This window comes from Aeromonas sp. QDB23 (genome assembly GCF_027707745.1).
Lineage (GTDB): Bacteria > Pseudomonadota > Gammaproteobacteria > Enterobacterales > Aeromonadaceae > Aeromonas > Aeromonas allosaccharophila.
Genome location: NZ_JAPCJA010000017.1, coordinates 61,779 through 82,311, shown reverse-complemented (window position 1 = coordinate 82,311; position 20,533 = coordinate 61,779). Strand labels below are relative to the sequence as shown.

General features: G+C 59.3%; 16 protein-coding genes and 1 pseudogene. 5 read left to right on the top strand and 12 right to left on the bottom strand.

Translation table 11 applies throughout. The features are described 5' to 3' along the window. Nucleotides 1–77: 77 nt before the first annotated feature. A pseudogene (locus PG888_RS09885) lies at nt 78–860 on the top strand (oligopeptide:H+ symporter); the annotation flags it as partial. A 56-nt stretch (nt 861–916) separates the two neighbouring features. On the opposite strand, the gene ruvX reads toward PG888_RS09885, so the two are convergent. Continuing rightward, entirely contained in the window at nt 917–1,339 is a 423-nt protein-coding gene (gene ruvX, locus PG888_RS09880; RefSeq protein WP_005343821.1) for a Holliday junction resolvase RuvX, read from the bottom strand. A 42-nt stretch (nt 1,340–1,381) separates the two neighbouring features. Further along, entirely contained in the window at nt 1,382–1,936 is a 555-nt protein-coding gene (locus PG888_RS09875) for a YqgE/AlgH family protein (RefSeq protein ID WP_182939078.1), read from the bottom strand. A 128-nt stretch (nt 1,937–2,064) separates the two neighbouring features. Here PG888_RS09875 and PG888_RS09870 point away from each other — a divergent pair, with 128 nt between their 5' ends. Then, the gene (locus tag PG888_RS09870; RefSeq protein WP_182939079.1) at nt 2,065–3,690 is read left to right on the top strand and encodes a methyl-accepting chemotaxis protein; all 1,626 of its coding nucleotides are present in this window, start codon (nt 2,065–2,067) and stop codon (nt 3,688–3,690) included. An 84-nt stretch (nt 3,691–3,774) separates the two neighbouring features. Here the strand turns inward: PG888_RS09870 and gshB are convergent, their stop codons facing one another. The 5 genes from gshB to metK form a co-directional block, all read right to left on the bottom strand. After that, nucleotides 3,775–4,728 carry a glutathione synthase gene (gshB, locus tag PG888_RS09865; RefSeq protein ID WP_182939080.1) on the bottom strand — a complete coding sequence of 318 codons (954 nt, stop codon included), beginning with the start codon at nt 4,726–4,728 and terminating at the stop codon, nt 3,775–3,777. A gap of 115 nt (nt 4,729–4,843) precedes the next feature. Next, nucleotides 4,844–5,575: a 16S rRNA (uracil(1498)-N(3))-methyltransferase gene (rsmE, locus tag PG888_RS09860; RefSeq protein WP_182939081.1), complete on the bottom strand. Its 732-nt coding sequence runs from the start codon at nt 5,573–5,575 to the stop codon at nt 4,844–4,846. Between the two features lie 127 nt (nt 5,576–5,702). Next, entirely contained in the window at nt 5,703–6,407 is a 705-nt protein-coding gene (locus tag PG888_RS09855; RefSeq protein ID WP_182939082.1) for an endonuclease, read from the bottom strand. Between the two features lie 73 nt (nt 6,408–6,480). Further along, complete coding sequence (locus PG888_RS09850; RefSeq protein WP_182939083.1) at nt 6,481–7,020, bottom strand: SprT family zinc-dependent metalloprotease; 540 nt, start codon at nt 7,018–7,020, stop codon at nt 6,481–6,483. Nucleotides 7,021–7,088: 68 nt separating this feature from the next. Then, nucleotides 7,089–8,240, bottom strand: a complete 1,152-nt coding sequence (gene metK / locus PG888_RS09845) for a methionine adenosyltransferase (RefSeq protein WP_042058491.1) — start codon at nt 8,238–8,240, stop codon at nt 7,089–7,091. A gap of 349 nt (nt 8,241–8,589) precedes the next feature. On the opposite strand from metK, the gene tkt reads away from it, so the two are divergent. Continuing rightward, nucleotides 8,590–10,581, top strand: coding sequence for a transketolase (gene tkt, locus PG888_RS09840; protein WP_075114975.1), 1,992 nt, complete (start codon nt 8,590–8,592; stop codon nt 10,579–10,581). Nucleotides 10,582–10,736: 155 nt separating this feature from the next. Continuing rightward, entirely contained in the window at nt 10,737–11,366 is a 630-nt protein-coding gene (locus PG888_RS09835; RefSeq protein WP_197970787.1) for an AbiTii domain-containing protein, read from the top strand. A 383-nt stretch (nt 11,367–11,749) separates the two neighbouring features. Here PG888_RS09835 and PG888_RS09830 read toward each other — a convergent pair whose 3' ends face one another. The 3 genes from PG888_RS09830 to PG888_RS09820 all read right to left on the bottom strand — a co-directional run bounded on the left by PG888_RS09830 (nt 11,750) and on the right by PG888_RS09820 (nt 16,525). After that, a complete protein-coding gene (locus PG888_RS09830) occupies nt 11,750–13,015 on the bottom strand; it encodes a RidA family protein (protein ID WP_182939084.1) in 1,266 nt (421 codons plus the stop codon). Nucleotides 13,016–13,926: 911 nt separating this feature from the next. Then, nucleotides 13,927–15,051 carry an anhydro-N-acetylmuramic acid kinase gene (locus tag PG888_RS09825; RefSeq protein WP_182932804.1) on the bottom strand — a complete coding sequence of 375 codons (1,125 nt, stop codon included), beginning with the start codon at nt 15,049–15,051 and terminating at the stop codon, nt 13,927–13,929. 148 nt (nt 15,052–15,199) lie between these two features. Continuing rightward, nucleotides 15,200–16,525: a peptidoglycan DD-metalloendopeptidase family protein gene (locus PG888_RS09820; RefSeq protein ID WP_042657972.1), complete on the bottom strand. Its 1,326-nt coding sequence runs from the start codon at nt 16,523–16,525 to the stop codon at nt 15,200–15,202. A gap of 110 nt (nt 16,526–16,635) precedes the next feature. Between PG888_RS09820 and tyrS the strand changes: the two genes are divergently transcribed. Next, nucleotides 16,636–17,835 (top strand): tyrosine--tRNA ligase, encoded by a 1,200-nt coding sequence (gene tyrS / locus PG888_RS09815; RefSeq protein ID WP_182932803.1) that lies wholly within the window; start codon nt 16,636–16,638, stop codon nt 17,833–17,835. 169 nt (nt 17,836–18,004) lie between these two features. On the opposite strand, the gene PG888_RS09810 is transcribed toward tyrS, so the two are convergent. Continuing rightward, the gene (locus PG888_RS09810) at nt 18,005–19,417 is read right to left on the bottom strand and encodes an MATE family efflux transporter (protein WP_182939085.1); all 1,413 of its coding nucleotides are present in this window, start codon (nt 19,415–19,417) and stop codon (nt 18,005–18,007) included. Nucleotides 19,418–19,502: 85 nt separating this feature from the next. Beyond that, nucleotides 19,503–20,429 (bottom strand): LysR family transcriptional regulator, encoded by a 927-nt coding sequence (locus PG888_RS09805; RefSeq protein ID WP_182939714.1) that lies wholly within the window; start codon nt 20,427–20,429, stop codon nt 19,503–19,505. Nucleotides 20,430–20,533: the final 104 nt, after the last annotated feature.

Here is a 20,533-nt window from a genome sequence, read left to right as displayed (position 1 = left end):
CTACCTGAAGCAACACCGCTTATATACCCGCACACTTGGAATTATTTGAGTCTCTAAAAATGAGGGGATCTCTGAGGGTGCTGATGACAGTGACCGTCGCCGTGGTGATCGTCTTCTTTCGCGAGGCGTTCAAGCTTGACACCGTCGGCCGTAACAAGATGTATGTGGCCTTCGTGCTGATGCTGGAGGCAGTGCTCTTCTACGTGCTGTACGCCCAGATGCCGACGTCTCTCAACTTCTTTGCCATCAACAACATGCATCACGAGATGCTGGGCATGAGCGTCAACCCCATTAGCTTCCAGGCGCTTAACCCCTTCTGGGTGGTGGTGGGTAGCCCGGTGCTGGCGCTGATCTATACCCGGATGGGCAGCAAGGGGCGGGATCTCACCATGCCGCTCAAGTTCACCCTCGGGATGTTCTTCTGCTCGCTGGGTTTCCTGACTGCGGCCGCCTCCGGTTGGTGGTTTGCTGATGAACAGGGACTCACTTCCCCCTGGTTTATGGTGCTTATCTATCTGTTCCAGAGTATCGGTGAGCTGATGATCAGCGCGCTGGGGCTGGCAATGGTGGCTGCGCTGGTGCCGCAACGGTTGATGGGCTTTATTCTCGGGATGTGGTTCCTGACCCAGGCGATGGCATCCCTGCTGGGGGGCTATGTAGCGACCTTTACCGCCATGCCGGAAGGGATGACGGATCCGCTGCAGACCCTGCCAATTTACACCGGTGTGTTTGGCAAGATCGGGATGGCTACCCTGCTGATTGCGGTAGTGATGGGGCTGATGGTGCCCTGGCTTAACCGGATGATGAATGCGACGCCGACAGAGGCCGAAGGGCTGGTGCCAGGTCAGTCACAGGCGTAATAGGAAGATAGTGCGAGACAAGGCAAGGGCATTGACCCTTGCCTTGTTGTTGATGGCTAGTTGTATTGCTCTTCCATCCAGGCTTCGACGATCAGTTGTGCCGATACCCCGTCCACACTGCCCTTTTCCAGCGCGCGATAGCCGCCCCGCTCAAACAGTCGGGCACGGGCATCCGTGGTGGTGAGTCGCTCATCCTTGAACTCCACCGGCTTGCCGAAGCGGCCATGCAGCCGATTGCCGAATTTGCGGGCCCGTACCGTGATCTCCTGATCGGTGCCATCCATGTTCAGCGGCAGGCCGACCACCAGCAGGTCCGGTTGCCACTCCTTGAGCAGCTTCTCAATTTCGTCCCAGTTGGGGATGCCGTCGTTGGCCTTGAGGGCGCGCAGAGGCTGGGCAGTGCCAGTCAGCTCCTGACCGATGGCGACGCCAATGCTCTTGGTGCCATAGTCAAAGCCCATGATGCTGCGTGATGACATGAAAAAAATCCTCGAAATGCAACGCCAGATGCGTTGCTGGGGTTAGCTGTGACCGATGTCGCTGGAGAGGTGAACCGGGTTCACCCCTATGCTGGCGGCGGCTTGCTGCCAACGTTTGTGAATGGGGGTTTTGAATACCAGATCCGGATTGGGGGGGATCACCAGCCAGGCACCATCGACCAGCTCCTGTTCCAGCTGACCGGCGCTCCAGCCCGCATAGCCAAGGGCTACCAGCCAATGGGCGGGTGCTTCGCTCGTGCCCAGGGTTTCCAGTATATCCTTGGATGTAGTCACCATCATTTCATCCCCCACCTGCAGGGTGGAGCTGAAACCGGGGCGGAAGCTGTGCAGCACGAAGCCGCGATCGGCGTGAACCGGCCCCCCCTGCAACACCGGTTGTTTGAGCTCCGGACTGGCGGGCGGGTTGAGTTTGAGCTGGGTCAGCATGGTTTCCAGCGACATCTCGACCGGAATGTTGACCACCAGCCCCATGGCGCCCTCTTCGTTGTGCTCGCACAGATAGACCAGCGAACGCTCGAAGTAGGGATCCGTCAGGCTTGGCATGGCAAGCAGGAAGTGATTTTGCAGTGTTTGCATAGAGGCCAAATAGTGCAAAGGTCGTTGGGAAGTGAATAGGGCAATTATGGCAGTTCATCACTTTGGGCAAAACCGCTTTTTATCGGGCGCGTCTTGCCCACTCACCAAAAGGTGTGGGAGAGAAGACCATGGAAGGTATTTCAATCAGGCAGAAGTTGATCCTGGGTTGTGTGGTGCCACTGTTGGCACTGCTGGCGTTGCTGGTGGGCGCGAGTCAGGCGATGTCCCAGCTGATGACGGGGATGAACGCCATGTATCAGGGGGAGGTGGTACAGCTCAAGGAGCTCAAACAGATTGCCGATCTCTACGCGGTCAAGGTGATCGATGCGGCCAACAAGGCCAACGTGAGGGGGATTGCACCCGCCCAAGCCAAGGCCGACATGCTGCAGGCGCAGCAGGAGATCGCCCGCATCTGGCAGCAATACAGCGAACAGGAGCGAAGCCCGTCCGAGCAGCAGGAGGCCGCGCGGGTGCAGGCGCTGTTCGGTGCCGCTGACCAGCAGATTGCCGCCGTGGTGGCGGTGCTGGATCAGATGCAGGGGACGGCGCGGGATCAGCTTTCGGCACGCATCATGCCCCTCTACGGGGTGATCGATCCGGTCAGTGACGGGGTGAGTGCGCTGGTGGAGTTCCAGCTCAAAGAGGCGGAGCAGAACATCGGCGAGCTCAACGATCTCAGGCAGCAGCTGTTTCGGCTCTTTATCGTGCTGTTTCTGGTGGGGGCCGCCTGCGTACTCTTCTTCGGCGTCTGGGCCGGACGCAGCGTCAGCCAGCCGCTGGCAGCCATGGGGCAGGTGCTGCGCGGAATGCAGCAGGATCTCGACCTGAGCCAGCAGGCGCCGGTCCTGCGCAAGGACGAGATGGGGGCGCTGGCCCAATCGCTTAATTTGGTGATCAGCCACTTTCGCGGCTTGATTAACCAGATCAACGAGATGGCGGAGCACCTTGCCAAGGAGTCCGCCCGCCTGGCCCATATCGGGGTCGAGAGTCGCCAGCGCTTTGCCCGGCAACAGGGGGAGACCGATCAGACCGCCACCGCCATGAACCAGATGAGCGCGACGGTGGCCGAGGTGGCCAACAGCTCCTCCGGCGCGGCGGATGCGGCCCGTGTGGCGGACGAGAGTGCCCGCCACGGCCATCTGGTGGTAGAGGATGCCATCGCCCGGATGTCGGCGCTGTCGTCCCATATTCAGGACACGGCATCGATGATCACCCAGCTGGCCGACGACAGCCGCGACATCAGCAGCGTGATGGATGCCATTCGCGGCATCGCCGAGCAGACCAACCTGCTGGCGCTCAATGCGGCGATAGAGGCGGCGCGGGCAGGGGATCAGGGTCGCGGCTTTGCGGTGGTGGCCGATGAGGTGCGCACCCTCTCCCAGCGAACCCAGCGTTCGACTGAAGAGATTGGCAAGACCATCGTCAAGTTGCAGCAGGGTGCCAATGATGCGGCCAGCAGCATGGTGCGCGGGCTGGATCAGGTGGAGGAGTCCAACCGCACCGTTCTGGCCTGCGGCAAGGCCCTTGGCGAGATTGTCAGTTCGGTGGAGGTGATCAACGAGATGAACACTCATATCGCCACCGCCGCGGAGGAGCAGAGCAAGGTGGCGGAGGAGATCACCCGCAACGTGGTCAATATCGCCCATATTGCTACCGAATCAACGGCGGCGGCCTCCGAGCTGAACCAGAGTTGCCACGAGCTGGAGCAGCTATCGAGCGATCTCAAGCAGAAGGTGGGGCAGTTCCGCTGTTAAGCCTTCATACCAACGCACACAGCAGGAAACAGAAGAGGCGGCCCTTGGGCCGCCTCTTGTTATGAACCTCTAGTCGGTGCTGGCTCAGGCTTTCGCCAGTCGGCGCTCGATGGCATCCATCAGCATGCCGGTGATATGCACCGGGAAGGCCGCCTCGATTTCGCGGATGCAGGTCGGGCTGGTGACGTTAATCTCGGTCAGGCGATCGCCTATGATGTCGAGCCCGACGAAGATCAGCCCCTTCTCTTTCAGGGTAGGGCCCACCGCACGGGCGATGGCCCAGTCCGCCTCGCTCAAGGGGCGCGCCTCGCCGCGGCCGCCAGCCGCTAGGTTGCCACGGGTCTCTCCCTGGGCCGGGATCCGGGCCAGGCAATAGGGCACGGGCTCGCCGTCCACCACCAGCACCCGCTTGTCGCCGTCCTTGATGGCGGGCAGGAAGGTCTGGGCCATGCAGTACTGGCTGCCGTGGGCGGTGAGGGTCTCGATGATGACCCCCACGTTGGCGTCATCTTCCTTCATGCGGAAGATGGAGGCGCCGCCCATGCCGTCCAGCGGCTTGAGGATGACGTCCTTATGCTTCGCGTGGAAGGCGCGCAGCTTGTCGGCGCGGCGGGTCACCAGCGTGGTCGGGGTGTGTTCGGCAAACCAGGCGGTGTAGAGCTTCTCGTTGGCGTCACGCAGGCTCTGCGGCTTGTTGACGATGAGGCAACCCTCATCCTCGGCCCGCTCCAGCATATAGGTGGCATAGATAAATTCGGTGTCGAACGGCGGATCCTTGCGCATCAGGATCACATCGAGGTTGGAGAGCGGCTGATCCACCACCTCGCCCAGTGTGTACCAGTCGGCATAGTCATATTTGACGGTGAGCGGGCGCATGGTGCCAAAGGCACGACCGGCTTCCATGTAGAGATCCTTCATCTCCAGATAGAACAGCTCATAGCCGCGCTTTTGCGCCTCTTCGAGCATGGCAAAGCTGGAATCTTTCTTGATGTTGATGGCCGAGATGGGGTCCATCACGATGCCGAGTTTAATGGTCATCCGCTGTTCCTTTTTAATGGCTCGATAGGGTTGTAGGGTCGATTAGCGCAGCGTAATCGGCCGCTTGCGGCTGCGTCGATGCCGCCACGCGGCTGGTCGATGCTGCCCTCTGGTATTAAGCGAGATCGCCGAAGCGGCACTGCAGCGCCGTAATGGCGGTCAGGGCGGCGGTTTCGGTGCGCAGCACCCGCGGCCCCAGCAGCATCTCCTTGAAATCCTCTTGCACGGTACGGGCGATCTCGTCGCTGGACAAGCCCCCTTCCGGGCCGATCAGCAGCCGCACCCCGTGCTCGGGGACCGGCAGGGTGTTGATGCTGTAAGGGGCGCGCGGGTGCAGGTTGAGCTTGAGCTCCTGGGTCTCTTCCGCCAGCCAGGCGTCCAGCTCCATGGGCATGCGTACCTCGGGCACTACATTGCGGCCGCACTGCTCGCAGGCGCTGATCACCACCTTCTGCCACTGCTCGCGCTTCTTCTCCAGCCGATCGGCGGGCAGCTTGACGCCACAGCGCTCGGAGAAGAGCGGGGTGATACAGGTAACGCCCAGCTCCACCGATTTCTGGATGGTGAAGTCCATCTTGTCGCCACGGCTGATCACCTGACCCAGATGAATGGCGAATGGGGATTCCACCGATTGGGCATCGCAGTGGTCGATGGTCACTTCCACCGACTTTTTGCCGACGCTGGCGATGGTAGCGGGATATTGATTGCCATCGCCGTTGAACAGCTCGAGCTGCTGGCCCGGCTGCATGCGCAGTACCCGGCCGATATGGTTGGCGCCGTCTTCCGACAGGGCGATGGTCTGGCCAACTTGCAGGGTGGCCGATTCATAGATACGTGGAATGCGCATGGCTGATTGTCAGTCTCTTGCTTGGAAACCCTTCATATCCTGCTGCGAGGCGGCGAGCAAGGCTCACGCGGCAGAGGTGAAGGGCTTCATGATAGGAGGGGCGCTCCCCCTCTCTGGTCAAATGGGGTTATTGGCACTGCTTTTCAATAAAGGGATTGGTATTGCCCTGCAGCGTGCCGATAAGGCGGTTGCGCTCGCACTCCCAGCCTTCTGCCGGGTACTGCCTGTCCCAAGCTTCAAACAGTTTACGCTGTTGCGCCGCCAGACGCAGCCCATACTGCTGGCTCATGTAGAGGTAGGCTCGGGCGATCTGGCCCCGTACCGGCCCCTTGGGCGGTTGCACCCGACGATCCTTGAAATCCACCAGCATCTGGCACTGGCCGTACTGATCCGGCTTGCCGTTCCAGTCGGAGAAGCGGTAGTTGGCCCGATCGCCGTTCACCTCGCCGATGGCGGGGAAGAGGTTGTGCATGTCCCCCTCCATCTTGTTGAACTCGGGGCTCGCTTTTTCGCAGTTCTTGCGACCGCCATCCTGCCAGCACTGCAGCTGGTGGCCGAACTCCCAGGCGGGGACCACGTGCTCCCACTCGATGCGGGCGGCGCGCTTGGGCTGCTTGCGCGGCTCGTAGCCGCAGCTGGCGAGATCCGGGCTCATCTTCTTGCCCTGATAGTTGATGTCACAGCCGCAGTAGAAGGTGGTGGCATTGGGTTGGCTACGATAGAGCTTCACCAGATCCTGCTTGGCTTCGCGAAAGGTCTGGGCGTGCAGGGGCGCGCTGAGCAGCGACAAACCGGCCAGCAGGGTCAGGGCGAGGGAAGAGATGAAATGCATGGGATTCCTTGCAAACGGGATGATAGACGAACGATGGCGGGCACCCTAACACAGGGGCGCGACACAGGCTGGCTTACTGTTGGGGCTCCGGCCGTTCCCGCTCCAGCGGCTGCTTGCAGCGGCGACAGTGATAGCGGGCCTCGCCACGCACCACCTTGTTGTGGCGGCGTATCGACAGCTGATGCTGCTGGCATTGGCAGCGATAGGGCACGGTGCGCTGGGCCAGAACAGCCAGATCGAAGCTGTGGGTGGTTCTGGGCTCAAGGCCGAACACCTCCCGCATCACCGACTGCCACTGCTTGCCGTGAGGCAACACCCGGTTTTTACCGCGACCTTCACCGCTATGTTCACCCCAAAGGGCGTGAACCAGCAGATGGGCCACCTCGTGGGGCACCACCTCATCCAGAAACGCCTGCTGGTTGGCCTGATAGAGGGCGGGATTGAAGCGCAGCTCCCAGGTTTGCAGCCGCGCCGAACCCGCCGCCCGGCCCCGCATATTGCAGTAGATCCGCGGGCGGGGAAAGGTGCGGCCAAGGCGCGCCTCGGCCTGCACAAAACAGGCATCTACGCGTTGTTGCAGCAGGGCGACAAGCTGGGCAGGAGTGGCAGACATCAACATCTCGTCAGGTAGCGGATAAGCAAAAGGGGAGCCAGGCTCCCCTTTTATCACAACAGCGAGCCTTACAGGCCAGCGGCGGAACGCAGCAGTTCGGCCTTGTCGGTCTGCTCCCACGGGAACTCGTCGCGACCGAAGTGACCGTAGGCAGCAGTGGCCTGGTAGATCGGGCGCTTCAGATCCAGCATCTGGATCAGGCCATACGGACGCAGCTCGAAGTGCTCGCGTACCAGTTTGACCAGCAGATCCTCGGCGACCTTGGCAGTACCGAAGGTTTCGACGCTGATGGAGGTCGGCTCGGCCACGCCGATGGCGTAGGAGATCTGGATTTCACAGCGATCGGCCAGACCGGCGGCCACGATGTTTTTGGCAACGTAGCGGGCGGCGTAGGCAGCAGAGCGGTCAACCTTGGACGGATCCTTACCGGAGAAGGCGCCACCACCGTGACGGGCCATGCCGCCGTAGGTGTCGACGATGATCTTGCGACCGGTCAGACCGCAGTCACCCATCGGGCCGCCGATAACGAAACGGCCGGTCGGGTTGATGAAGTATTTGGTGTCCTTGTTGACCCACTCGGCCGGCAGCACCGGCTTGATGATCTCTTCGCGTACCGCTTCAACCAGATCTTTGTGGCTGATGGATTCGGCGTGCTGGGTAGAGAGCACCACGGCATCCACACCGATGATCTTGCCTGCGTCGTCGTAGGCGAAGGTCAGCTGGCTCTTGGCATCCGGGCGCAGCCACGGCAGGGTGCCGTTCTTGCGCACTTCAGCCTGACGCTTCACCAGCAGGTGAGAGTAGGTGATGGGGGCGGGCATCAGCACGTCGGTTTCGTTGGTGGCGTAGCCGAACATCAGGCCCTGGTCGCCAGCGCCCTGCTCCAGCGGATCGCTGCGGTCAACGCCCTGGTTGATATCCGGGGACTGCTTGCCGATGGCGTTCAGCACGGCGCAGGAGTCAGCGTCGAAGCCCATGTCGGAGTGGGTGTAGCCGATTTCACGCACGGTATCACGCACGATCTCTTCGATATCAACCCAGGCAGAGGTGGTTACTTCGCCGGCCACCATGACCATACCGGTCTTGACCAGGGTCTCACAGGCGACACGGGCCTTGGTATCTTGCTTGAGGATGGCGTCCAGTACCGCATCGGAGATCTGGTCCGCAATCTTGTCGGGATGGCCTTCGGAGACCGACTCGGAAGTAAACAGCTTTGCCATGATGGGAGTCTCAGCTTGTCTGGGTTATCGCCACAGCAATAACCGGGTGAATGGGATGGTGTAGAGGTATCTACATCTGGACGTCTATTTTAATTAGCGCCCCCCGCGATTGCCAGCACTATTTTGTCGTGGCATCGCAAGCCAGCTGCTAATGGCTCCTTACTATCCCCAAGGGGGTGGAAATCAAACGTTTGCATCTGTTCTCTTTAGTCAAAAGTAGCCAAGAAAAGCGATTGTCCTCCCAAAGCCACTTTATTCGTCCAGATAACATTTGCACGCCGCGCGCCCTGCTGGGACAATAACGCGCCTTAATCTTGGCCATCAAATGAAGCAATCGCAGGAGATTCAGATGCCTTCTCGTAAAGAGCTTGCCAATGCCATTCGTGCATTGAGTATGGATGCCGTTCAAAAAGCCAACTCCGGTCACCCGGGCGCCCCCATGGGAATGGCGGATATCGCCGAAGTGCTGTGGCGTAGCCACCTCAAACATAACCCGAACAACCCCAAGTGGGCCGACCGCGACCGTTTCATTCTCTCCAACGGCCACGGCTCCATGCTGCTGTACTCCCTGCTGCATCTCTCCGGTTATGACCTCTCCATCGACGATCTGAAAAACTTCCGCCAACTGCACTCTCGCACCCCGGGTCACCCGGAGTACGGCTATGCACCGGGCGTTGAAACCACCACTGGCCCGCTGGGTCAGGGCATCACCAACGCTGTTGGTATGGCGATCGCCGAAAAAGCCATGGCTGAGCAGTTCAACCAGCCGGGCCACGACATCGTTGACCACTACACCTACGCCTTTATGGGCGACGGCTGTCTGATGGAAGGTATCTCCCACGAAGCGTGCTCCCTGGCAGGTACCCTGCAACTGGGCAAACTGATCGCGTTCTGGGATGACAACGGTATCTCCATCGACGGTCACGTAGAAGGCTGGTTCACCGACGACACCGTCAAGCGTTTCGAAGCCTACGGCTGGCACGTTATCCCGGCTGTTGACGGTCACAGCCCGGAAGCCATCAATGCCGCCATCGAAGCCGCCAAGGCCGAGACCGGCAAGCCGACCCTGATCTGCTGCCGCACCATCATCGGTTACGGTTCACCGAACAAATCCGGTTCTCACGACTGCCACGGCTCACCGCTGGGCAACGACGAGATCGCCGCTGCTCGCGCGTTCCTGAAGTGGGACCACGCACCGTTCGTTATCCCGGCCGATATCGCTGCCGAGTGGAACGGTCAGGAGAAGGGCGCCAAGCTGGAAGCTGACTGGGCTGCCAAGTTCGCCGCCTATGAAGCCGCTCACCCGACCCTGGCTGCCGAATTCAAGCGCCGTACCACTGGCGAACTGCCTGCCAACTGGGCTGCTGAATCCGCCAAGATCATCGAAACTCTGCAAGCCAACCCGGCCAAGATCGCGACCCGTAAAGCGTCCCAGAACTCTCTGGAAGCGTTTGGCAAGCTGCTGCCGGAGTTCATGGGTGGTTCTGCCGACCTGGCGCCGTCCAACCTGACCATGTGGTCCGGTTCCAAGTCCCTGACCAACGACGATGCCTCCGGCAACTACATCCACTACGGTGTCCGCGAGTTCGGCATGTCCGCCATCATGAACGGTATCGCCCTGCACGGTGGTTTCATCCCCTACGGCGCCACCTTCATGATGTTCATGGAGTATGCCCGCAACGCCCTGCGTATGGCCGCCCTGATGAAGCAGCGCGTCATCTTCGTTTACACCCACGACTCCATCGGTCTGGGTGAAGATGGCCCGACTCACCAGCCGGTTGAGCAGATCGCGTCCCTGCGTCTGACCCCGAACATGAGCACCTGGCGTCCGTGTGACCAGGTTGAATCCGCGATCGCCTGGAAGCACGCCATCGAGCGTACCGACGGTCCGACTTCCCTGATCTTCTCCCGTCAGAACCTAGCCCAGATGGACCGCAGCGCCCAGCAACTGGCCGACACCGCCAAGGGTGGCTACGTGCTGAAGGATTGCGCCGGTACCCCTGAGCTGATCCTGATCGCCACCGGTTCCGAAGTAGAACTGGCCGTTGCCGCTTACGAGCAGCTGACTGCCAAGGGCCGTGCCGTGCGCGTGGTCTCTCTGCCTTGTACCGACGTGTTCGACGCCCAGTCTGCCGAGTACAAAGAGTCCGTCCTGCCGTCTTCTGTCACCAAGCGTGTGGCCATCGAAGCAGGCATCGCTGACTACTGGTACAAGTACGTCGGTTTCGGCGGCAAGATCATCGGTATGACCACCTTCGGTGAGTCCGCACCGGCCGAGCTGCTGTTCAAGGAATTCGGCTTTACCGTGGAAAACGTGGTTGCGACCGCTGAATCCCTGTAATTGCTGAATTTTGGGTCAATCTGACTCAATAGCCAGAACGATAAAACGCCCTCCATCGCAAGATGGGGGGCGTTTTTTATGGAAGAAATTAATGAGTAAGTATAAATTAAAGCTCTCAAATAATTGTATATAAATTTTATTGTATGGTGCCAGCGATGAAATTAATAAATGAAATAATAGACATCCTTAGTGCTGAAAAACCAAATTTAACAAATGCTTTTATAAAAACCAAAGTGCTTTTATATCGGCTAGGTCAAAAAGACTTAGTTACATGGGTCAATAATGAGCTGAATGGCTATCAAAATGTCGAAGAGTTACCTCCTTATCGTATTCTATCATCGGAGGTTTTAGTCAATGCATCTAATATGGCATATCAGGCCAATCGTCATCCAATACCGTTGTCACATTTAGATGCAGAATTACGAAGTTCATTGGAGAATTCAGAGTTAATGCATTCTTTAGCTGTATTAGAAGAGTTTGCAAAATCTGACTCTCAATTTTTAGAGCGACCTCTACAAATGGAGTGGATTCCAATTCTTAATAAGGGGCTGGCAAATAACTATCGTATCCAAAAAGCTTGGTGTGAAATACCTATTTCAGGTGTGGTTCAAACGCTGACAGAGGTTCGTTCTAGATTGTTAGACTTTCTCCTAGAATTAAATAATGAGTTTGGTGATGATATGACTGATGAGCAAGTAAAAAGCAAAGCTAGTGAAGTAGATCCAGCATCAATGTTTAATAATGCAATCTTCGGAGACAACACAACAATTCTTGTTGGTAAATAAAATACTCAACATGTTGTTAACTCTAAGGTTTTTAATAATGTCTCTGCTTTAGAAAAGGAGCTTCAGAGGCATGGAGTTTCTGAAGATGATATACATGAATTAAAGGCCGCACTTGAATCAGATAAGGGGCATGTTGATATAGAAAAAAAGGAATATGGTCCTGAAGTGAAGTCATGGTTTAAAAAAATGGTAGGTAAGGCTGCTGATGGAGCTTGGCAGATAAATTTAGGTGTCGCCGGTAACATTATATCAGAGCTTCTCAATAAATATTATGGTTGGTGATGTTAAAATATATTTCCTAGATATTTATGTTTTCCAAACATAGGAGTCGGTACAAAAAGACACCAGCCTAAGCCGGTGTCTTTTATTATTCAACTCAACCTTTACGCTTGCGGCGGGGTACTTTCCGCGTTGGACATCACCGCATCAATTTGCACCAGGGCACCGGCGGGCAGTTCGCTCACCCCGAATACGGTGCGGGCAGGCAGATAGCCTGGGAAGTATTTGGTGTAGACGGCGTTGACTGCATCCAGATCGGCGATATTGCCAAGCTGGATATTCACCTTGACGATATCGTCCATCACATGGCCGATGCTCTCCACAATCGCCTTGATATTGCTCAGGCACTGGGCGGCCTGCTCTTTGACACAGCCAGTCAGGATCTTGCCGGTGGCGGGGTCAATCGGCAGCTGCGCAGACAGATGGTTGTAGTGGGAGAAGGCGACGGTCTGGCAATGGAGCGGGCTGCGTGGTGCCTTGTCGGTATTGCGGGCGCTGATCACCAGATTGTGTCTGTCTTCCACCAGTTGCGGCGGGGTGCCGTCACCGTGGGAGATGACCGCATCCATCTGCACCCGTGCCCCCATGGGCAGGGCGGCGGCACTGACCACCGAGCGGGCGGGCAGATAGGCGACGGCGCGGGCGATGGCGGAGTCGGGGAAGAAGGTGGTGTAGACCTCGTTGACGGCCTCCAGCTCGGCCAGATCGGTCAGATAGACGGTGACCTTGACGATATCGTCAAACGGCACGTCGATGCTCTCCAGCACTGCCTTGATATTGTGCAGGCACTGACCCGCCTGCTCCTTGATGCCACCGGCGACCAGCTGGCCCGAGGCGGCCTCGACCGGCAGCTGGGCGCCGATATTGTTGTAGTGGGAGAAGGCCACGGTGTGAGTGGAGAGCGGATTGTGCGGCGCCTTGTCACTGTTGCGGGCCAGTTTAATCAGCGGGCAGGGGGCTTGCGGGAAGGTGCCTTCGCCGTTGGAGATGATGGCATCGATCTGCACCAGCGCGCCCAGCGGCAGGGCGGCGACGGCGAGAGTGGTGCGGGTCGGCAGATAGCCTGGGAAGAATTCGCGATAGACGGCGTTGACCGCCTCCAGATCCGCCATCTCTTTCAGGAAGATGGTCGCTTTGACCATATCGTCCATCACATGGCCGATGCTCTCGATGATCGCCTTGAGGTTGCTCAGGCACTGTCTGGCCTGCGCAGTGACATCGCCACTCACCATCTTGCCGCTGATCGGATCGACCGGCAGCTGGGCGGAGATATTGTTGTAATGGGAGAACGCCACCGTTTGGGTGCAGGGGCCCAGATCCTGGGGTGCATGGGTGGTATTTCTTGCCGACTTGATGATGGTGCCACTCATAGATATGCCTCTTTTTAATATTTGTTGTTAATTCAGGTACAGGTTGACCCCATCTTGTTGTGCGCCATGGCCACTGCGCCAGCGGCGGCATCCCCGGTTATTATTTGTGATCCACTCAATAGCTGAGAGGGATAAGAGAGGAAGAGACAGGGTAGATATTTCAGACAGGGCGATTCTATGAGTGGCTATCAGGGGTTGCAAACCACGGATTGCATTTCTATGAGATGGCTCAACGCTCGCAAATTTAATGTGATTGCTATTCAATTCATGCTGAATAGTCACCCGTTTGCCCGCCAATGGTCCTGCATCGAGCAGTAGCCCAGTGAGGGCGGGTGTTGGGGCGCAGGCCTTGGCAGAACAGGGCTGTGAATAAAGGGTTAACGCCATGCATCAGCCTGCCAGTAAACGGCATTACGGTGCATAGATATGTACTTTATGTTTTTTTAATCCTCTATCTTCAATCGTGAAAATATGCTAGCTGCCATTCATGTCGCAACGGCTAAAGATGTGGCTGGAATATAATGCAAATATTTGCATGAGCGGCAGATTGATAATTATCTGGCAGTCACAGTATGGCCGCAGATGTGAGGCGATTTTATCTCGCGATATATAGCGAGATATTCCATAAGATTGCAGCAAAAAATATGGGCCTCATGGTGCGTAATGGAAAGCACAGGAAAATGGCGGGGTTGTCATGGCGGGTTGTCATGGCGGGTTGTCATGGCGAGTTGGAGGGCCGGGTGAGCGAGCCATTCAGGCCGAGCTTTCACAACCCCGAGCGCAAAGCCGACCCGATGAAAGATCCGTCCCGATAAAGCGATAGTGCACCACCCAACGCAACAGCCCCGAACTTGGTCAGATCGGGGCTGCTGTGGGTCTATGAGGGGGCGAACGACCGTGGTTGGCTAGGGTTATCCCGCGGGATAGAGCGCCCCCAGCACGGCCGGACGGCTGGCGCCGGTCACGGCCGGCAGGTTGCCCGGCTTGCGGTGGACAAAGCACATCGCCAGCCAGGCAAAGGCAGCGCCTTCCACCCAGTCGGGGGCCAGCCCCAGCTCGGCAGTGCTGGCGATGCGCCATGCAGGCAGCAGGCTGGCCAGCTCCTTTAGCAGCGGGGCGTTATGGGCACCGCCGCCGCAGACAAACAGCTCGGCTTTCGGCTGGCTGGCACCGACTGACTCTGGCCGGGCGGGCAGTTGGCGGGCGAGGCTGTGGCAGGTGAGCGCCTGCAGGGTGCGCTGCACATCCACGGGGGCGTAGTCACTGCCTGCCAGCTCATCATCGAGCCAAGCGAGGGTGAACATCTCCCGCCCTGTGCTCTTGGGGGCGGGGGCGGCGAAATAGGGGTGAGCCAGCAGCGTGTCCAGTAGGGCCGGGATTGGCTTGCCGCTGGCGGCCCATTGGCCTCCGGCGTCATAGCTGCCGCCGTGCGGTTGATGGCGGCGATACCAGCCATCGAGCAGGGTGTTGGCCGGGCCGGTATCAAAACCATACACCCCGCCCGGATTGCCCGGCAGCACCGAGATATTGGCGATGCCGCCGAGGTTCAGCACCACCCGCAGCGCGCCAGGCTTGGCAAACAGCGCCTGATGGAAGGCGGGCACCAGCGGCGCCCCCTGACCGCCGAGGGCCATATCCATGGTGCGAAAATCGGCGATCACATCGATGCCGGTCAGGGCGGCCAGCAGGGCGGCATTGCCGATCTGCAGGGTAAAGCCGAGCTGGGGGCGGTGGCGGATGGTCTGGCCGTGGCTGCCGATGGCGCGAATATCGGCGGGCGTGAGGCCCGCCTTGGCCAGCAGCGCCTGGGTCGCGGCGGCAAACTCCTGCGCAATCAGATTGTCGGCCACCCCCATGCGGTCGATTTCGTTGTCGCTCGGGGTGCAGAGGGCATGCAGCGTGCGGGCGGTCTCTTGCGGCCAGGGGTGACAAAGCGCCGCTTCGACCCGCAGTTCATCCCCGTCGATCATCACCAGTACGGCGTCGATACCGTCCATGCTGGTGCCTGACATCAATCCGATATATCGTTCAGCCATTGGCTCTCCTCACTTGCTGGCCGGAATACTCCGGTTCCCGACACCCATCCGATATGGCGCTCAGTCATACGCTCACTTCAATCGGGTTGCCAGGCGCAGGCTCAATAAAAGGGGCTGGCAGGGCCTTCACCCTGCCAGCCCTGATGGCTCAGTTGCCGCGACTATCCCGCCTGTTCTGGGCCAGTTGCAGCTCGGGCTTGTCGAGTTTGGCCAGTTGCGGCATCGCCAGCTTCCTGAAGTTGGCCAGCTCGCGCCCGCTCAGGGTCTCTGCCTGCGGCAGGGTGAGGGTGCGCGGGTTCTTGTGAATGCCGCCCACCACAAATTCATAGTGCAGGTGCGGGCCGGTGACGCGGCCGGTGCCACCCAGGGTGCCGATGGTCTGCCCCTGCTTCACCCGCTGCCCCTTGTTGACGGTGCGTTTGGAGAGGTGCAGGTACTTGGTCACATAGTTGCCAGCATGCTTGATAAAGACATAGTTGCCGTTGAACTGGTTGTAACCGGCGGCCACCACGCTGCCGGAGCCCGCCGCCATGATGGGGGTGCCCACCGGCGCCACATAGTCGATGCCGTTGTGGGGGCGGATCTTGCCGGTCACCGGATGGAGGCGGCGCGGGTTGAAGTTGGAGCTGATGTATTTGAAGTTGACCGGCGCACGCAGGAAGCTCTTGCGCATCGCCTTCCCTTCCGGGGTGTAGTAGTTGCCATCTTCATTGAGCACGGCGCGGTAGGCGGTGCCCTGGTTGACGAACTCGGCCGCCAGAATATCGCCGGAGGCAACCCGCTCGTCGTCGCGGAACTTGTCTTCGTAGACCACCCGGAAGCTGTCTCCCGGCTGCAAGTCCTGGGCAAAGTCGATATCCCAGCCAAAGATGGCGGCGAGATCCATGATCTGATCTTCCGTCATCCCCGCGTCCACCGCGGCGCCCCAGAAGCTGGAGCGGATCTCGCCCTTGCTCACCTGTTCGCGGGTGTCGAGGGCGATCTTGACGTTGCGGGCGACAAATTCCTCATCCTTGCGAACGACCTTGAGCGCCTGCTCCAGACTGTGGGGGTAATAGAGGCTGTTTAGCTCGCCATGTTCGGTGAGCTTGAAGGTGAGCTCCTGCCCCGGTTGCAACATCCGCAGGGGATCGCTGCCATCGAGCTGGTCGATCAGGTGTAGATCTGTGGTGCTCAGGCCAATGCGCTGGAAGATCACCCCCATGTTGTCGCCACGGCGCACCTTCACCTGCTTGGTGATGTAGCGCGGCTTGGGCGGGGTCACGGGCTGAGCGGCCTCGGCCGTCAGCTCGTCGTTCAGTGCGTTGTCGTTAGCCGGTTCCCGCAGGGCAATCTCGTTGCCGTTTTCATCGACCCGTGTTGCTACCGCCTGTTCGCTTGGCCAGGCAGCCAGCATCATGATCATGATGCTCAAAATCAGCACCATCTTGCGGTGCCAGTGGGGGAGGGAGTTGAAGGCGTGCCAAATAACCATGGAAAGTTGATGAAGTCGGGCAGAATGGACGGATTTTACAGCCTTTCCAATTGGCCCGCCATTCCAGTAATATGTTTGGCCCTGTGGAATCGTGATTGGAGAGTCAAAAAATGTCCCAGCTCGAGGTGGCGCTAGCCGAGATCAAGCGCGGAGCGGAAGAAATTCTGGTTGAAGAAGAACTTGTCGCCAAGTTGAAGGAAGGGCGCCCGCTGCGCATCAAGTTGGGCATGGACCCGACGGCCCCCGACATTCACCTGGGTCATACCGTGATCCTCAACAAGCTGAAGACCTTCCAGGATCTGGGCCACGAGATCATCCTGCTGATCGGCGATTTCACTGCCATGGTGGGTGACCCCTCCGGCAAGAACAGCACCCGTCCGCCGCTCTCCGAAGAGGCCATCAAGCACAACGCCCTCACCTATGCGGAGCAGGCGTTCAAGATTCTCGATCCCAAGAAGACCCGCATCGAGTACAACTCCAGCTGGCTGGGCGAGCTGGGTGCGACCGGCATGATCAAGCTGGCGGCCAAGCAGACCGTAGCCCGCATGATGGAGCGCGACGACTTCAAAAAGCGCTACACCGGCGGCCAATCCATCGCGATTCACGAATTCCTCTATCCGCTGCTGCAAGGCTATGACTCGGTCGCGCTGAAGGCGGACGTCGAGCTGGGCGGTACCGATCAGAAGTTCAACCTGCTGATGGGCCGCGAGCTGCAAAAAGATGCCGGCATGGCCGCCCAGTGCGTGCTGATGATGCCGCTGCTGGTGGGTCTGGATGGCGTCAAGAAGATGTCCAAGTCCGCTGCCAACTACATCGGCGTACACGATGCCCCGGGCGAGATGTTCGGCAAGATCATGTCCATCACCGACGATCTGATGTGGAACTACTACGAGCTGCTCTCCTTCCGTCCGCTGGCTGAAATTGAAGGGTTCAAGGCGGGCATCGCTGCCGCTACCCTCAACCCGCGCGACGTGAAGATCTGGCTGGCCAAAGAGATCATCACCCGCTATCACGACGAAGCGGCGGCCGAAGCGGCCCACGAAGATTTCACCCAGCGCTTCTCCAAGAACGCCATTCCGGACGAAATGCCGGAAGTCGAGTTGGCACTGGAAGGTGAAGGGCTGGCCATCGCCAACCTGCTGAAAGAGGCCGATCTGGTGGCCACCACCTCCGAAGCGCTGCGGATGATCAAGCAGGGCGCGGTCAAAGTGGATGGCGAGAAGCTGGAAGATGGCAAGGCGCTGATTGGTGCCGGTACCGCCGTCTATCAGGTTGGCAAGCGCAAGTTTGCCCGGGTGACGGTCAAGTAAGCCCTGATCGCTCAGCCCGCGCTGACTGGTCATCCAGTCTGATGCGTTGCATAAGAGAAGCCTCCCTTGCGGAGGCTTCTCTGTATGGACGATATGGGCGGGAAGCGCAGATAACAAAACCGGCATCAGGGGATGCCGGTTTTTTTATTGTTTTGCGGGATCGCTGGTCTTAGCGGGCCAGCTGGACGGCGGCGCGCGCGTTGGCCGGTTGCGGGCGGAGCCTGGTTTTTGGTGCGCAAGCCACTTTCAGGCGCAGCCACTCGCGCCACAGCAGCCAGCAGAGCGGCAGGGTGAGCAGCAGCACGGTGGCTGGCTGGGCCATCAGTACGCCGTCACGACCCCACTGCTGTGGCAGCAGGAAGATGAGCGGCAGCAGCAGCACGGTTTTGGCGATGGAGATGAGCAGCGCCTGACGGGTGCGCGCCATGGATTGCAGTAGCACGATGCCGAACATGATGATCCCCTCCAGCGGAATGGCGCCGAGGTTGAGGGTCAGGCTGCTGATGGCGGCGGCCAGCAGTTCGGGATCCTTGTCGCCGGTATAGAGCATGGCGACCTGTCCCGGCAGCAGCTGGATGGTGAGCCACACCAGCATGCCGTAGATAAAGGTGAACTTGAGCCCCATCTCCATCAGGTACTTGAGGTTGCGATGATGCTTGGCCCCCGCCGCCTTGCTGATGAGTGGCTGAATGCCGAACGCCAGCCCCTGCAGAATGACGATAAAGACCGCCTCGGTGTAACCGGCCACGGTAAAGCCCGCCAGATCCTTCACATTGCCATACACCATCAATTGGCTGTTGTGCAGCATCAGCAGCAGGCCGAGGTTGAACTGGGCAATCAGGCTTGGCAAACCGGTAAAGAGCAGGTTCGGCATGGCGGGGAGGTTGGGCACCAGATCCCGCCAGCTGAGGCGCAGCCGGGCCCAGGGGGTAAAGAAGTAGCCAAGGCCGATCAGGCTCACGGCGCCTTCTGCCATCAGGGTGGCTTGCGCGGTACCGATCAATCCCAGCCCCAGCCGACCCACCATGATGTAGTTGAGGATGATGTTGAGCACGGCGCCGCTGCTCACCAGCACCATGGCCAGTTTCGGGCGGCCATCGTTGCGCAGCAGATAGGGGACCGCCAGATTGCTGGCCAGCAGCAGGGTGCCGCCGCCAATCCAGGTGAGGTAGTCACTCGCCTGTTTCCAGGTCTCGGTGCCCTGTTCAATCCCCAGCCCCAGCAGGATATCGGTGTGGGTGTAATAGAGCAGACCCGGCGCAATGATCCCGAGTCCGGCCAGCAGCCAGAGGGCGTTGACCAGTGCCTGACGGGCCAGCGTGTCGTTTTTCGCCCCTTGCTGGAAGGAGATGGCGGTGGCCGCCCCCATGCTGATCATGGCGGCCAGACCAATCAGCACCATGATGACCGGATAGACCAGATTGATCCCGGCGAGGCCAGCGGCACCGACATAGTGGCCGACGAAGATGCCGTCGACGAGGTAGTAGGCCCCCGAGACCAGCATGGCAAGAATGGAGGGGAGGGCATAAGCCCAGAAGCGACGGGTCATGGCCCGTTGCCGCAGTGTTAAATAGGCAGACATATCTGTTCTCTCGGGGAGCTCGAATATCGAACAGCTAGTCTAGATTAATACTTATTTGGTGATAATCAGGGTTTCACTTGATGAATTACTGAGTATCGCTCATCAATCCTGGGTGTTGGTAGTGAGCCTTGAGCATGTCGATCAGGATGCGCAGGCCGCTGCCCAGCTGATGCCGACTGGGATAGAAGAGGTAGAAACCGGCAAAGGTGGGGCACCAGGGCTCCAGCACGGTGAGCAGTTTCCCCTCCGCGACCTTTTGGCTCACCTCCTCTGCCAGACAGTAGGCCAGCCCCAGCCCCGCCTCGGCGGCACCGAGATAGAGCGCCGGGGTGCTGGTAGTGAGCGGCCCGGTCACCTCAATTTCCAGCATGTTGCCGTCGGCGGCAAAGGCCCAGCGATAGTGATGGTGCGGGGTGAGGCGATAGCCGATACAGGCGTGGCGGCTCAGCTCGCTCGGGTGCTCCGGCGTACCGTGCTCGGCCAGATAGGCGGGGGAGCCCACCACCAGATAGCGCTGGGGCGAGCCAAGGGGAATGCCGATCATCTCCTTGGGCAGCAAGTCCCCGTAAAAGAGCGCCGCATCATACCCATCTTCAATCAGCCGGGGCATCAGCTCCTGCTCCACCACCTCCACCTGCATTCTGGGATAACGGCGCAGATAGTCGATCAGCACAGGTGCCAGCAGGCTGTCGATGGCGCCACGGGGGGCGCAGAGCTTGAGTCGTCCCACCGGCTCGTCGCTGTTGCGGGCCAGCTCGCTGAGCGCCTCTTCCAGGGTATTGAGGGTGGGGAGCAGTTGCTTGAGCAACCGCTGGCCCGCGTCGGTCGGCACCACGGCGCGGGTGCTGCGGTTGAGCAGCCGCACCCCCAGCCGCTCTTCCAGTCCTTTCAGGCTATGGCTGAGGGCAGAGGCGGAGACCCCGAGTTCGAGGGCGGCTTTGCTGAAACTGCGGTGGCGGGCGACGGCGGCAAACACCGCCAGTTCGGCGAGATCGGTACGGGTAATGGTCATCATCAATCAACAAAAAGGCGTGAATCCCAAGGGTACGCCAAGGGCGTGCCGCACACAATCCGCACGGAATATGCGAATTGTTGCGAAAGCGTAGCCGCTCACAG

Excerpts from the sequence above, each read along its gene's own strand:
- PG888_RS09825 (WP_182932804.1), bottom strand. The coding sequence starts at position 15,051 with ATGGCTGAACGATATATCGGATTGATGTCAGGCACCAGCATGGACGGT.
- tkt (WP_075114975.1), top strand. The coding sequence starts at position 8,590 with ATGCCTTCTCGTAAAGAGCTTGCCAATGCCATTCGTGCATTGAGTATG.
- PG888_RS09870 (WP_182939079.1), top strand. The coding sequence starts at position 2,065 with ATGGAAGGTATTTCAATCAGGCAGAAGTTGATCCTGGGTTGTGTGGTG.
- gshB (WP_182939080.1), bottom strand. The coding sequence starts at position 4,728 with ATGACCATTAAACTCGGCATCGTGATGGACCCCATCTCGGCCATCAAC.
- PG888_RS09835 (WP_197970787.1), top strand. The coding sequence starts at position 10,737 with ATGAAATTAATAAATGAAATAATAGACATCCTTAGTGCTGAAAAACCA.
- rsmE (WP_182939081.1), bottom strand. The coding sequence starts at position 5,575 with ATGCGCATTCCACGTATCTATGAATCGGCCACCCTGCAAGTTGGCCAG.
- metK (WP_042058491.1), bottom strand. The coding sequence starts at position 8,240 with ATGGCAAAGCTGTTTACTTCCGAGTCGGTCTCCGAAGGCCATCCCGAC.
- PG888_RS09850 (WP_182939083.1), bottom strand. The coding sequence starts at position 7,020 with ATGTCTGCCACTCCTGCCCAGCTTGTCGCCCTGCTGCAACAACGCGTA.
- PG888_RS09810 (WP_182939085.1), bottom strand. The coding sequence starts at position 19,417 with ATGTCTGCCTATTTAACACTGCGGCAACGGGCCATGACCCGTCGCTTC.
- PG888_RS09830 (WP_182939084.1), bottom strand. The coding sequence starts at position 13,015 with ATGAGTGGCACCATCATCAAGTCGGCAAGAAATACCACCCATGCACCC.
- ruvX (WP_005343821.1), bottom strand. The coding sequence starts at position 1,339 with ATGTCATCACGCAGCATCATGGGCTTTGACTATGGCACCAAGAGCATT.
- tyrS (WP_182932803.1), top strand. The coding sequence starts at position 16,636 with ATGTCCCAGCTCGAGGTGGCGCTAGCCGAGATCAAGCGCGGAGCGGAA.
- PG888_RS09875 (WP_182939078.1), bottom strand. The coding sequence starts at position 1,936 with ATGCAAACACTGCAAAATCACTTCCTGCTTGCCATGCCAAGCCTGACG.
- PG888_RS09820 (WP_042657972.1), bottom strand. The coding sequence starts at position 16,525 with ATGGTTATTTGGCACGCCTTCAACTCCCTCCCCCACTGGCACCGCAAG.
- PG888_RS09805 (WP_182939714.1), bottom strand. The coding sequence starts at position 20,429 with ATGACCATTACCCGTACCGATCTCGCCGAACTGGCGGTGTTTGCCGCC.
- PG888_RS09855 (WP_182939082.1), bottom strand. The coding sequence starts at position 6,407 with ATGCATTTCATCTCTTCCCTCGCCCTGACCCTGCTGGCCGGTTTGTCG.